The sequence below is a fragment of the Klebsiella sp. V115_8 genome, assembly GCF_029967715.1.
In the GTDB taxonomy this organism is placed as follows: Bacteria; Pseudomonadota; Gammaproteobacteria; order Enterobacterales; family Enterobacteriaceae; genus Klebsiella; species Klebsiella quasipneumoniae.
Genome location: NZ_JASCAR010000034.1, coordinates 1 through 13,463, shown reverse-complemented (window position 1 = coordinate 13,463; position 13,463 = coordinate 1). Strand labels below are relative to the sequence as shown.

At 54.8% G+C, this 13,463-nt stretch carries 11 protein-coding genes; 6 read left to right on the top strand and 5 right to left on the bottom strand.

Annotation, left to right across the window (positions count from 1 at the left end; translation table 11 throughout):
- The first annotated feature begins 187 nt into the window (after positions 1-187).
- The 5 genes from QLG03_RS15740 to QLG03_RS15720 all read left to right on the top strand — a co-directional run bounded on the left by QLG03_RS15740 (position 188) and on the right by QLG03_RS15720 (position 7,016).
- The gene (locus tag QLG03_RS15740; RefSeq protein ID WP_117136456.1) at positions 188-1,243 is read left to right on the top strand and encodes a 4-oxalomesaconate tautomerase; all 1,056 of its coding nucleotides are present in this window, start codon (positions 188-190) and stop codon (positions 1,241-1,243) included.
- A 101-nt stretch (positions 1,244-1,344) separates the two neighbouring features.
- On the top strand, positions 1,345-2,778 hold the full coding sequence (locus QLG03_RS15735; RefSeq protein ID WP_048336376.1) for an anion permease: 1,434 nt from the start codon (positions 1,345-1,347) through the stop codon (positions 2,776-2,778).
- A gap of 88 nt (positions 2,779-2,866) precedes the next feature.
- Positions 2,867-4,129, top strand: coding sequence for an SLC13 family permease (locus tag QLG03_RS15730; RefSeq protein ID WP_255989551.1), 1,263 nt, complete (start codon positions 2,867-2,869; stop codon positions 4,127-4,129).
- 54 nt (positions 4,130-4,183) lie between these two features.
- The gene (locus QLG03_RS15725) at positions 4,184-6,469 is read left to right on the top strand and encodes a hydratase (RefSeq protein ID WP_255989549.1); all 2,286 of its coding nucleotides are present in this window, start codon (positions 4,184-4,186) and stop codon (positions 6,467-6,469) included.
- Positions 6,470-6,650: 181 nt separating this feature from the next.
- Positions 6,651-7,016: a DUF805 domain-containing protein gene (locus tag QLG03_RS15720; RefSeq protein WP_048336379.1), complete on the top strand. Its 366-nt coding sequence runs from the start codon at positions 6,651-6,653 to the stop codon at positions 7,014-7,016.
- On the opposite strand, the gene QLG03_RS15715 is transcribed toward QLG03_RS15720, so the two are convergent.
- Positions 6,964-7,893 (bottom strand): LysR family transcriptional regulator, encoded by a 930-nt coding sequence (locus tag QLG03_RS15715; protein ID WP_048336380.1) that lies wholly within the window; start codon positions 7,891-7,893, stop codon positions 6,964-6,966. The two genes, QLG03_RS15720 and QLG03_RS15715, sit on opposite strands and share 53 nt — an antisense overlap.
- A 92-nt stretch (positions 7,894-7,985) precedes the next feature.
- Here QLG03_RS15715 and QLG03_RS15710 point away from each other — a divergent pair, with 92 nt between their 5' ends.
- Positions 7,986-8,615 (top strand): alanyl-tRNA editing protein, encoded by a 630-nt coding sequence (locus QLG03_RS15710; RefSeq protein WP_110238206.1) that lies wholly within the window; start codon positions 7,986-7,988, stop codon positions 8,613-8,615.
- A gap of 5 nt (positions 8,616-8,620) precedes the next feature.
- Here the strand turns inward: QLG03_RS15710 and QLG03_RS15705 are convergent, their stop codons facing one another.
- The 4 genes from QLG03_RS15705 to QLG03_RS15690 form a co-directional block, all read right to left on the bottom strand.
- Entirely contained in the window at positions 8,621-9,325 is a 705-nt protein-coding gene (locus QLG03_RS15705) for a response regulator (RefSeq protein WP_048296651.1), read from the bottom strand.
- A complete protein-coding gene (locus QLG03_RS15700) occupies positions 9,318-10,946 on the bottom strand; it encodes a sensor histidine kinase (protein WP_086075196.1) in 1,629 nt (542 codons plus the stop codon). The genes QLG03_RS15705 and QLG03_RS15700 overlap by 8 nt, the downstream gene beginning before the upstream one ends.
- Before the next feature lie 165 nt (positions 10,947-11,111).
- Positions 11,112-12,413, bottom strand: a complete 1,302-nt coding sequence (locus QLG03_RS15695) for an oxaloacetate decarboxylase subunit beta (RefSeq protein ID WP_023291143.1) — start codon at positions 12,411-12,413, stop codon at positions 11,112-11,114.
- A 15-nt stretch (positions 12,414-12,428) separates the two neighbouring features.
- Positions 12,429-13,463, bottom strand: a 1,035-nt coding sequence (locus tag QLG03_RS15690; protein WP_349017250.1) for a biotin/lipoyl-containing protein, incomplete at its 5' end; no start/stop codon positions are given.

Sequence of the window (13,463 nt, the reverse complement as noted above, 5' to 3'; positions counted from 1 at the left end):
TGTAGGAATAAATCTTATTTTTTAATGTTATCAATCACCAAAACCCTTGCAAGTAGAATTCTCGAGTAAACGGTTTGGCGAACAATGAAATAATAAAGTTAATAAAAAACTTTAAATTCATTAAGTGTATTAAATACGCGCCTGACGTTTATTTGATTTCATCTTCTCTATTTGTAAGGAGCGTGTTATGAAAAAAATTCCGTGCGCACTCATGCGTGGCGGCACATCAAAAGGGGCCTTTCTGTTAGCGGACGATCTCCCGCAGGATACGCAGCAACGTGACGAGGCGTTATTAACCATTATGGGTTCTGGCCATGAGCTGGAAATCGATGGTATTGGCGGCGGGAGCCCGCAAACCAGTAAGGTGGCGATTGTCAGTCAATCAGCCAGTCAGCAGGCGGATGTGGATTACCTGTTTGTTCAGGTCATTGTCAATGAGCGGCGAGTGGATACTACGCCAAATTGCGGCAATATGCTCTGCGCCGTGGGGGGATTTGCCATCGAAAAAGGACTTGTCGCGGCAACCTCTCCGATAACACGGGTGCGCATTAGGAACGTGAACACCAATACCTTTGTTGACGCAGATATTCAGACCCCGAATGGACAGGTGGTTTATGAAGGAAGCACGCATATTGATGGCGTGCCGGGACACGCCGCGCCCGTTAGCCTGACTTTTCTGAACGCTGCAGGGGCAAAGTCCGGCCAGCTTTTCCCCACCGGCAATCGGGTGGATATTTTTGATAATATTCGCGTGACGTGTATCGATATGGCTATGCCGATGGTGATTATTCCGGCGCATAGCCTGGGCAAAACAGGATATGAGTCAGCAAATGAATTAGATCAGGATAAAGACTTTTTTCAACGTCTTGAATCAATCCGTAAACAAGCCGGCGCGGCAATGGGATTTGGCGACGTATCAAATATGGTAATCCCTAAACCTGTGCTGGTGGCGCCGCCACTGCAGGGCGGAACCTTAAGCGTGCGTTATTTTATGCCGCATAGTTGCCATAAATCGTTAGCGATCACCGGCGCCATCGGCCTGGCGAGCGCCTGCATTATTGTGGATACCGTGGTTAACGAAATGACCCGCATGGCGGGGGATGGCTTAATTAAAGTTGAGCATCCCAGCGGGAGCATTGATGTGAGTCTGAGTAATACTGATGGGCAGCCAGAAAGCATTCGCGCATCGGTTATTCGTACGGCCCGTAAGATCCTTTCGGGAATGGTTTACCTGCCTGATTAATCATCTTTCCAGACAATTTACAGGTTATTTGAACGGGAAACTCTCTCTTCACTGACGTTTTATCAATGTCTTAATATGATTAATTCTGGGATGGAATTAAAATGGATAAAAAATCGTTATGGAAGTTAGTCGTTATTATAGCCATACCGCTACTCATTAGTTTATTTCCCGCGCCAGAAGGGTTGACCGAGCTGGCCTGGATACTGTCAGGTATTTATCTGGCAGCGATCGTTGGGTTAGTGATTAAACCCTTTTCCGAACCGGTTGTCTTGTTAATCGCCGTTGCGGCCTCCATGGTGGTAATCGGTAATTTAGGTGATGGCACCATAAAAACATCGAGTGTCTTAAGCGGCTATGCTTCCGGCACCACCTGGCTGGTTTTCTCGGCTTTCACTCTCAGTGCTGCATTTGTCATTACCGGTCTGGGCAAACGCATCGCCTATATTCTCATTGGCAAGATAGGCAGCACCACGCTGGGATTAGGCTATGTCACCGCTTTTTTGGATCTGATCCTGTCGCCCGCGACGCCATCAAATACCGCGCGCGCCGGCGGTATCGTTTTACCGATCATAAATAGCGTGGCCGTGGCTCTGGGCTCGGAACCTGAACATAGTGCGAAGCGCGTTGGTCATTATCTGATGATGAACGTCTATATGGTCACCAAAACCACCAGCTATATGTTTTTTACGGCGATGGCCGGCAATATTCTGGCGCTCAAGATGATTGAAGATATTTGTCATATCAAATTAAGCTGGGGCGGATGGGCGCTGGCCGGCGTGTTGCCAGGCATCATAATGCTGTTAGTGACGCCGCTGATTATCTATAAGCTTTATCCACCTGAGCTGAAGAAGGTCGATAACAAAGCGATAGCCAAAGCCGGGATTGAAGCCTTAGGGCCGATGACGTTACGGGAGAAAATGCTCTCCCTCCTGTTTGTCATGGCGCTGGGCGGTTGGGTATTCAGTAAATCGCTGGGCGTGAACGAATCAACGGTCGCGATTTGTGTGATGGCCTTGATGTTGGTGTTAAAAATCGTCAGCTGGGATGACGTGATTAAGAACAAAGGTGGCTGGAACACCTTAATTTGGTACGGCGGGATTATCGGCTTAAGCTCATTGTTGTCCAGCGTGGGTTTTTTCTTATGGCTGGCGGATTTGCTGAAAAATAACATTTCTTTTGGCACACACAGCACGCTTGCCTTCATCATCATCGTTGCGTTGAGCATTGTGGTCCGTTATTTCTTTGCTTCCGGTAGCGCCTATATTGTGGCGATGGTGCCGGTTTTCGCTATGCTGGCTAATGTCTCTGGTGCGCCGATTATGCTCACAGCTCTTGCCCTGCTGTTTAGTAATTCATATGGCGGAATGGTCACTCATTATGGCGGTGCGGCAGGTCCGGTTATTTTTGGCGTGGGATACAATGATATTAAGTCGTGGTGGATTATTGGCGGCATATTGACCCTGCTGACTTTCCTCTTACATATCACCGTAGGCGTGTGGTGGTGGGAGATATTAATGTACTGGAAAATAATCTAATTTGGATTTGAAGCGTTAAGCACCTGTGAGTTATTTGCATCACCTGCTTTTAATAATGTATATCTTTTGAATAAGGAATTATCTATTGATGTCACCAGTCGCAATTACCTTGTCACTGCTGTTATTTTCAATTGTGATGTTTATTTGGGAAAAGATTCCGCTGGCTGTCACGGCAATGATTGTGTGCATTGCTTTAGTCGTAACCGGCATTTTTGATGTGAAAATGGCGTTTGCCGGATTTATTAATCAAAACGTCATTTTATTTGTGGCGATGTTCGTGGTCGGTGGCGCCCTGTTTGAAACCGGGGTCACCGATAAGATTGGCGGCATAGTGACGCGTTACGCCAGGTCTGAGAGGCAGCTCATCGTTATTATTATGCTGGTGTGTGGCATTCTTTCCGGGTTTTTATCCAATACCGGAACGGCTGCGGTACTGATACCGGTGGTCATCGGTACCGCTATCAAATCTGGCTATGCGCAATCTCGTCTGCTTATGCCGCTGGCGTTCGCTTCGGCGCTGGGGGGAAACTTATCCCTGATCGGCTCGCCGGGAAATTTGATTGCGCAGTCGGCGCTTGAGCAAGTTGGGCAACGCTTTGATTTTTTCGAGTATGCCAAACTCGGTATTCCCATGCTGCTTTGCGGGATCATCTACTTTTTGACTATCGGCTATAAACTGCTACCGGCAAAATCGGGCCATAGTAGTGCAAATGCCAGCAAGAGCAAAAAAGTTAGCTGCCCAAAACATAAGCAAGTGATTGCCGTGCTGGTCCTGGTATTTACCGTGCTGGGAATGATTTTCGAAAATATCATCGGCTTACCCATTGCGGTTATTGGCTCCGTTGGCGCTTTACTGCTGGTGATCAGCGGTGTGATTACGGAAAAGCAGGCTTATCAGTCTATCGACTCGCAGACTATTTTTCTGTTCGGCGGAACCTTAGCGTTAGCGAAAGCGCTTGAAACCACCGGCGCTGGAGAAATCATGGCGCGCTCTGTTATCGATCTGCTTGGCCAGCAGGCTTCGCCATTCTTACTGTTAAGCGCAGTATTGATTATCTCCTGCCTGTTAACCAATTTTATGTCAAATATGGCAACGGCCGCCTTACTTATCCCGATTGGTTTGTCTATCGCCAATTCAATGGGGGCTGACTCGCGGGCGGTGCTGATGGCCATCGTGATCGGCTGTTCATGTGCCTATGCGACGCCAGTAGGCACCCCGGCGAATATGATGATTTTTTCCGCAGGAGGCTATCGGTTTATCGATTATGTACGGGTTGGTCTGCCGCTAATAGTCATATCGATTATTGTGAGTTTTATTTTACTCCCCCTCTTTTTCCCCTTCTATCCGTAGGCGTAGAGAGGTAGGGAAAGTTTATCATTTTATCTACAGCAAAGGACGCAAGTCATGATTACATTACATGAGCATGGGGTTTATTTATCCCAGCAGCACGGTATTATTGCGGAAGAATCATGTTCATTTCCCGTCGAAAAGGAAATTGCACGCAAGGGAACTATTTCCTGGTCAATTTTGTCATCCCACAGTCGTTCAGGTGACGAACGGAAGTTAAAAATTAAATTTGATTCCATGGCCTCCCATGATCTTACCTTCGTTGGCATTATTCAGACAGCGAAAGCGTCCGGGATGACGCGCTTTCCGCTGCCATATGTTTTAACCAATTGCCATAATTCACTTTGCGCGGTGGGCGGCACAATAAACAGTGATGATCATATTTTTGGCTTAACGTCGGCACAGAAATACGGCGGAATTTATGTTCCGCCACATATTTCCGTTATTCACCAGTATATGCGTGAGATGATGGCTGGCTGCGGTCAAATGATACTGGGGTCGGATAGTCATACCCGCTACGGCGCTCTGGGCACGATGGCGGTGGGCGAAGGGGGCGGGGAGTTAGTCAAACAGCTGCTCGGCAGTACCTGGGATATTGATTACCCTGAGGTTGTCGCAGTGTATTTAACCGGCAAACCGGCGGCTGGGGTCGGGCCGCAGGATATTGCATTAGCGATTATCGGCGCGGTGTTCAAGAGCGGCTATGTCAAGAATAAGGTCATGGAGTTCGTCGGCCCCGGCGTGGGCAGTATGTCGACTGATTTCCGAAACAGCATTGATGTGATGACCACCGAGACCACCTGTCTGTCCTCTATCTGGCAGACGGATGATGAGACGCACCATTTCTTACGCCTTCATGGCAGGGAGAAAGACTATCGGGCGCTGTCGGCAAAAGATATGGCGTACTACGATGGTTGCATTGAGGTCGATCTAAGCGCCATTAAGCCGATGATCGCGTTACCGTTTCATCCTGCCAATGTTTATGAAATCGCCACGCTTAATGAAAACCTGACGGACATTTTACGTGAAGTGGAAGTGGAGTCGGAGAAAATTTCTCTTGGCCGCGCAAAGCTGTCGCTGTTAAACAAAATTGAGAACGGCAAATTACGCGTCCAGCAGGGGATCATTGCCGGTTGCGCCGGAGGTAACTATGTCAACGTGGCCCAGGCGGCTCAAGCTCTGAAGCACCACGCCTGTGGGGATAATATTTTCTCGCTCTCTGTTTATCCCTCCTCGCAACCGGTGCTGATGGCGTTAAATAAAAAGGGGTTAATTAACGATTTAATGAGCTCAGGGGCAATTGTTCGCACGGCATTCTGCGGCCCTTGCTTTGGCGCCGGCGACACGCCGATGAATAATGGCTTAAGTATCCGGCACACGACGCGTAATTTTCCCAACCGTGAAGGCTCTAAACCGGGCAATGGCCAAATGTCCGCGGTGGCATTAATGGATGCCCGCTCGATTGCCGCTACGGCCATCAACGGCGGGTTGTTGACGTCTGCAGCAGAGCTCGATTGCTGGCAGGACGCGCCAGAATATGAATTTGATGCTTCGTCCTACAAGAGCCGGGTTTATCAGGGCTTTGTAAAAGGGGTGACGGATCAGCCAATGATCTATGGCCCGAATATTAAAGACTGGCCGGAAATGAATGCGCTAACGGAAAATATTCTGCTGGTGGTGGCGTCAAAGATAATGGATCCAGTGACCACCACTGACGAACTGATCCCATCCGGTGAAACGTCATCGTTTCGTTCTAATCCGTTAGGGCTGGCTGAATTTACGCTGTCCCGTCGCGATCCTGACTATGTTGGGCGCAGCAAAGCTATTGCCGCTATGGAGCAACAGCGCGTTAACGGTGAGGATCTGTATAGCAGCTGTCCGCAGCTGGGCAATATTTTCTCACAACTGCGACTGCTACCTGGCCAGGAACAGATTTCCGTTGAACAGACGGAGATTGGTAGCATGGTCTATGCCGTCAAACCCGGCGATGGCTCGGCGCGCGAACAAGCCGCGAGCTGCCAGCGGGTACTCGGGGGCCTGGCCAATATCTGTCAGGAATATGCGACCAAGCGCTATCGCTCGAATATCATTAACTGGGGAATGCTGCCGCTGCAGATGAAGCAGGCGCCAGACTTCGAGGTCGGCGACTTTATCTTCATTCCGGGAATAAAAAGCGCGCTGGCGGGCGAGCTGAGCGATATCACCGCTTATGTCGTCAGTGAGAAAAAGCCGATTCAGCAGATTAGCCTCTATATGGAGAAATTAACTGCCGACGAGCAGGCGATTATTCAAGCCGGCGGACTCATTAATTATAATAAAAAACAATTAACTACTGGTCATTAATTGGTTTTCTCCCGTGCTGGCAGCCTGCTCGCTGCCAGCCATTCTTTGTCGCCAAAACCCGCTTTTTTGTGCCAGCACAGGAATCGCAGCTGGATAATCATTTAATCTGCCTTTTATTTCGTGGGGCTAAGGCGCTCAATCAGGCCTGCGACCAGTGACGTTATTCTCATGGAGAGAGGCAATGACCTATGGACAGGCGTATTTAAGCGGCTGGAAAGAGACCTTTAATTTTAGCGGCCGGGCCAGCCGACAGCAGTTCTGGACGTTTTTTCTTATCAATCTACTGATCGCCAGCGCGCCGCTGGCCGTCTGGTGGCTGGCAACCAGCTTTAACCCTCAATACGGCATCCTCAGTTTTGTTGTTATTCCCTTTGCTGCGCTGTGGTTGCTGCTGATGACTCTCCCTCTGCTGGCGATCGGCTGCCGGCGGATGCATGATATCGGCCGCTCCGGGCTCTGGTTCGTGCTGGGGGGTATCATTCCGTGGTTTGCGGTTATTTCGCTGGCGCTATGCTGCCTGCGTTCAGCGCCGGCACCGTCTCGCTGAGATAATCAATCATCGCCCGCATTCTGGCGGGCATATGCTTATCTCCCGCCCAGAGCAGCCACAGATCGCCGGAGTAGCTGCTGATAAATTCCCATTCGGGCAGCACCTGCACGATATCGCCATTCGCCAGCGCCTCGCGGGCGGTGAACAGCGGCAGGCTGCCGATCCCTAAATGCTGCCTGACCGCGTCGAGGCGCACGGCGGTATGGTTGGCGGCGTACCGCCCGTATGTTTGCACCGTTTCGGTTTTCCCTTCCCGACGGAACTTCCAGCGCGCGTCGGCGGGCGTTTCGCCAAGGCTGATGCAGCTGTGCGCGCGCAGTTCCTGCGGCGTGCGCGGCATACCGTGGCGCTGTAAATAGACCTCAGTGGCGCAGATAACGTGCGTGACTGGCATCAACGGTTTGCCATGCAGACCGGGCGAGGGGGTATCGGTGATGCGTAACGCCAGATCGATACCGTCATCGATAAAATCCAGAGGGCGATCTTCCAGCCGCAGGCAGACGTCAACCTGCGGGTAACGCTGAAAAAACGCTATCATCAGCGGATGGATCACGAAGCGGCCGACGGCTTTCGGCACGCTGAGCGTCAGCTTTCCCTGGGCGACCGTTTGGCGACTGCCGGCGGAATCCATCGCCTGTCGCGCCGCTTCCAGCATCTGCTGGGCATGCTGATACACCGTTTCCCCGGCATCGCTCAGACGCAGCTTGCGGGTGGTACGCTGCAGCAGTTTGCAGCCCATCTCTCGCTCCAGCCGCGACACGCTGCGGCTAACGGCGGAAGGGGTAATGCCGCTCTGGCGGGCGACGGCGGAGAAGCTGCCCTGGTCGACGATCTGGACGAAAAGGGCAAGGTCGGGCAGGAGGCTGAGATTCATTTGTGCTCCCGGAGCAAGAGTGCATTGGCTGGTGATAGGATTATCGCTGTCGGTATTAATAATATACTGGGCGGACAGAGAGGAGAATCACTATGACTGAACGGGTTTATTACACCAGCGACGCTACCGATGGGCGCGCCCAGATCATCGCCTGCACTGCGGAAGCGGATGGCCGCTACGCCATCGAACTGGATCGGACGCTGTTTCACCCGCAAGGGGGCGGTCAACCGGCGGATCGCGGCTGGATAGCTGGTCAGGCCATTGAGACGGTTATTGTGCGTGGCGACAGCGTGCTGCATATTCTGTCGCAACCGCTTCCCCTCGGTGAAGTGGAGATGAGAATAGATGCCTCCGCGAGACAACTGCATGCCCGCCTGCATTCCGCCGGCCACCTGCTTGGCCTGGCGGGCGAACAGCTTGGCTGGCAACCGGTGAAAGCGCACCACTGGCCTGGCGAGGGGCGGATCGCTTTCACCGGCGGGAACCACGCCGTGATACCCGACGCCAGCGCGCTGCTGAGCCAGGTGAAGGCATGGCAGGCGCAGGACCTCCCGCGTCAGGTGATCTTCGCTGAGGGTTTGCGCATGGTGGGGTTTGGCGAACTGCCCGCCTATCCCTGCGGTGGCACACATGTCGCCCGCCTGGCGGAGCTGGGCGACATTCTTATCAGTGAGATTAAGATGAAGAAGGGGCAGCTGGTGGTCAGCTATTCCCTGGCGTAAACGTTTCAGACCTGCTCAGGGGAGGTCTGTTTGCCGCGATAAATACGCTCCGGTCGACCAACCTTGCCGTAGCTGATTTCCGCTTCCAGAAAGTCGTTCTTCACCCCTTGTTCCAGATAACGGCGGGCGGTGGTTTTGCTGCTGCCAAGGATACGCGCCAGCGAGTCGGCGGTATGCACCACCGCCGGGTCGGCAAACAGCTGGAGTACGCGCTGAAAGGTGCTTTCATCGATTCCGCGTAGCGGCGCGCTGGCCGGTTCCGTCTGTTCCCGAGCCTGAATATTAAACAGCGCATCGACGTGGATCTGGCTGGCCTGTTCGCTGGAACGCAGCGAGCTGCGATAGCGAGCGAAACGCTCCAGGGTGTGCTGCAGGCGCTGATAGTGCACCGGCTTAATCAGATAGTCGAACACCCCCAGGCGCAGTGCTTCGCTGATGGTATCCATATGATTATCAGCGGTAATAAAGATAATCCGCCCCTTGTAATGGGTACTGACCGCATGGCGGATCAGGTCGATACCTTTGCCGTCAGGTAAGAAATTATCCAGCAGGATCAGCTGCGGTTGATACAGTCTGAGTTGTTTCCTGGCGCTCTCGAGTTTATCCGCAATGCCAATGACGTCGAACTGGGGAAACTGTTTGATGTTATCCACCAGGATCTCCGCCAGCATAGGTTCGTCTTCAACGATAAGAGTGGTGATGCTATCCATGATGTTCATCTCGGGTCAGGGGAATATAAAGAGTAAAGATGGTGCCAAAAGGTATGTTATTTTCGACGACGATGCTGCCGCCTGCCTGTTCCACGTAGCTGCGAACCAGCCAGAGTCCGATGCCATGATCTTTGCTGACGCTGCTGGTGACGCCGCGCTCGAAGATCCGATCGCGCAGCGTCTCGTCAATGCCGCATCCCTGATCGGCGACCTCGATAATCACCTCGTGGCCGTCACTGTTGATCAGGCACTCTATCTGCCTTGAGCCCTGCGGCTGTTGCAGGCTGGCATTGTAGGCGTTATCAAGCAGATTCCCCACGATCGAGATCCATTCGTTGTGAGAAAGGGCGGTGGGTAATCTGTCGACGAAGCAGGCCGGATCGAAAATCAGCTCAAGTCCAAGCTCTTTGGCCCGGTAATATTTGCCGATCAACAGCCCGGCCAGGTGGTTGTCCTGGAAATTACGCGCGATAAAATCGATGACCTTCTGGTGACTTTCCGACTGCTGTTGGATCAGATCCAGCGCATGATCGTAGCGTTTAAGAAACAGCAGGCCGGCGATGGTGGAGATCAGATTGCGATGCTCATGCTGCACGGCGCGCAGGTTATCGGCATATTGTTGTACCTGGCTAAGCTGCAGGCTGAGGGTGTTGATATCGTCTTTACTACGAAAGCTGATCACCCAGCCCTGTGGCTCATTATTTAAGATCACCGCCATCCGGCTGGCGATCACTTTGATCTGATTGAAGGTGACGATCTCGTCTTTTTTATTGGTCTGCGGCGCATCGTAGAAGAAAGCCTCCTGCGAAATCACGCTGCTGATCCCTTTACCAATAAGCGTTGTTTCCGGTTGGCTCAGGTTGAGCAGCCGGCGGGCAGTCTGATTAATCGCGGTGATCTTGTAACGGGAGTCGATGGCGATAAGCCCTTCGAACACGGATTCAAACAATACGCTTTGCTGGATCAACAGCTGCGACAGCTGTTGGGGTTCCATATTCAGCATCTGCTTTTTGATATGCAACGAGAAGCGGCGGGCGCAGTAGAGCAGGAGCAGTAACATGATCGCCATCGGGATCAGCAGCGAGCTTATCTGCAGGCTGAGCCAGTTCTCTAACTGTTCAATGGTATAGCCTACCGACACAATGCCGATCACCTTGCCGGTCTCGTCCTGAATCGGTGATTTACCGCGCAGCGAGGAGCCCAGCGAGCCTTTGCGCACTGACACGTAGCTTTTCGCGTTTAATAGTGCTTCATCGCTATCGCCGCCCTCCATCGATTTGCCGATTTCATCAGGGTTGACGTGATAGAGGCGCTGGCCGTTAGCATCACCGACGGTGATATAGGTGGCGTCGGAGAACGAACGCATGGGGTCGATAAGCGCTTTGATTCTGGCGAGGTCGCGTTTCTGAACCGCCTCAACCAGCTCCGGCATCGCCGAAATCTGCATTGCCTGAATCAGCGCCCGCTGCCCGACCTGGTAATGCAGACGCTCTTCGGTAATGTCGGTCAGATACCATGACATCGCCAGCATAACGATCGTCGAGGTGAATAAGATCAGCAGGAAGATGCGATTCTGAAACGATCGCCTGGCAAACCAGTGGGTGATTTTTCGGGTATACATAGCGCCAATAGACATTAAATGATTAGTTTCCCCGTTTCGCGGCCCGAGAACCCGCAGATGGCGCACAGAACCGCTAATTTCAGAAAAGTGATCGATGGCAAAGGGGCGTTGTTAATCCTGACCCGGAGGCGGGGCAACGGCCACGCCTCCGGGGAGGACGCCGGCCTACATCGCCAGCACGTACTTGAGCATCACCCCGGCGGCGATCGCCGAGCCGATCACCCCCGCCACGTTCGGGCCCATCGCGTGCATCAGCAGGAAGTTCTGCCCGTCCGCTTCCAGACCCACCTTGTTCGACACCCTGGCCGCCATCGGCACCGCCGACACCCCGGCTGAACCGATCAGCGGGTTGATCGGGTTCTTACTGAACCTGTTCAGCAGCTTCGCCATCAGCACCCCGGCGGCGGTCCCCACGCAGAAGGCGATCACCCCCAGCAGCAGGATCCCCAGGGTCTGCGGCTGCAGGAACTTGTCCGCCACCAGCTTGGCCCCCACCGACAGCCCGAGGAAGATGGTCACGATGTTGATCAGCGCGTTCTGCACCGTATCGCTCAGCCGCTCCACCACCCCGCTCTCGCGCATCAGGTTGCCGAAGCAGAACATCCCCAGCAGCGGCGCGGCGTCCGGCAGCAGGAGCGCCACCAGCAGCAACAGCACCGCCGGGAAGAGGATCTTCTCCCGCTTACTCACCGTGCGCAGCTGCACCATGCGGATCTTCCGCTCCTTATCCGTGGTCAGCGCCTTCATGATCGGCGGCTGGATCAGCGGTACCAGCGCCATGTAGGAGTAGGCGGCCACCGCGATGGCCCCCAGCAGCTCCGGCGCCAGCTTGCCCGACAGGTAGATCGCCGTCGGGCCGTCGGCGCCGCCGATGATGCCGATGGCTGCCGCCTGCGGCAGGGTGAACGAAATCAGGCCGAAGTAGTTCAGCGTCAGCGCCCCGAGGACGGTGGCGAAGATACCGAACTGCGCCGCCGCCCCCAGCAGCAGGGTGCGCGGGTTGGCCAGCAGCGGGCCGAAGTCGGTCATCGCCCCGACGCCCATAAAAATCACCAGCGGCGCGATGCCCGAGCCAATCGCCACCTTATAGAAGATGGCCAGCACCCCGGCGGAGTAGCCCATGTCCACCGCCAGGCTCTCCATCTGCCCCTGCACCGACGGCAGGGCCAGGGCCAGCGCCTCCTTAATGGCGTGGACGTCCGGCGCGCAGTGGAGCTTCGCGGCAATCACCGCCAGCTGCGCCGGGTCGTGGTGGGCCAGCAGGCTCTCCAGGGCGCTCAGCGCCAGGCCGGCCTCCGGGATGTTCGACAGCAGGCCGCCGAAGCCAATCGGCAGCAGCAGCAGCGGCTCGAACTTCTTCGCAATCGCCAGCCACAGCAGCAGCAGGCTGACCAGCAGCATCACCGCCTGGCCGAACCCCAGGTGCATCAGCCCCATCCCCTGAATCAGGGCGTTCAGACTTTCCATTTCCGCTCCTCGTCGTTACGCCAGCTGCAGCAGGGTGTCGCCGACCGCCACCGCATCGCCGGCTTTCACCGCGATACCGCGCACGGTCCCGGCCTGCGCGGCGCGGATTTCGGTCTCCATCTTCATGGCTTCCAGAATCAGCAGCACCTCGCCTTCGGCCACCGTCTGGCCTTCCGCGGCAATGACCTTCCAGATAGTGCCCGCCAGCGGCGCGGTGACCGGGGTGCCGGCGCCGGCCGGGGCGGCGGCAGGAACCGGTGCGGAAGACGGGGTGGCCGCCGTCAGCTGGCTGACGTCGCCGCCGTCGCTGACCTTCACCACAAAGGCTTTGCCTTCCACTTCCACGGTGTAGATACCGGAGGCGGCAGGCTGCCCGACTTTTGCCACCGGCTGCGCGGCTTCCAGCTGCGGCAGCGGTTCAAAGGCCGCCGGGTTATGGCGGTTTTCGAGGAACTTCAGGCCGGGCTGCGGGAACAGGGCCACGGTGAGCACATCGTCGATGGCGTTCTCCGCCAGCTGAATATTCTTCTCCTGCGCCTGGTGCTTCACATCGGCTTCCAGCTGCGCCAGCTCCGGCTTCAGCAGGTCCGCCGGGCGGCAGGTGATGGCTTCTGCCCCTTCCAGCACCCGCGCCTGCAGGGCGGCGTTCACCGGCGCCGGCGTGTGGCCGTACTCACCTTTCAGAATGCCCGCCGTTTCTTTAGCGATGGTTTTGTAGCGCTCGCCGGTCAGGACGTTGAGCACCGCCTGGGTGCCGACAATCTGCGAGGTCGGGGTGACCAGCGGGATGAAGCCGAGGTCCTCGCGCACGCGGGGGATTTCCGCCAGCACCTGGTCGAGTTTGTCCGCGGCGTTCTGCTGCTTCAGCTGGCTTTCGAGGTTGGTGAGCATCCCGCCTGGCACCTGGGCCACCAGAATGCGGCTGTCGGTGCCCTTCAGCTGGCCCTCGAAGGCATGGTACTTCTTACGCACTTCGCGGAAGTACGCCGCGATGCTCTCCAGCTTGTGGATATCCAGCCCGGTGTCGTGCTCAGTACCCGCGAGGGTGGC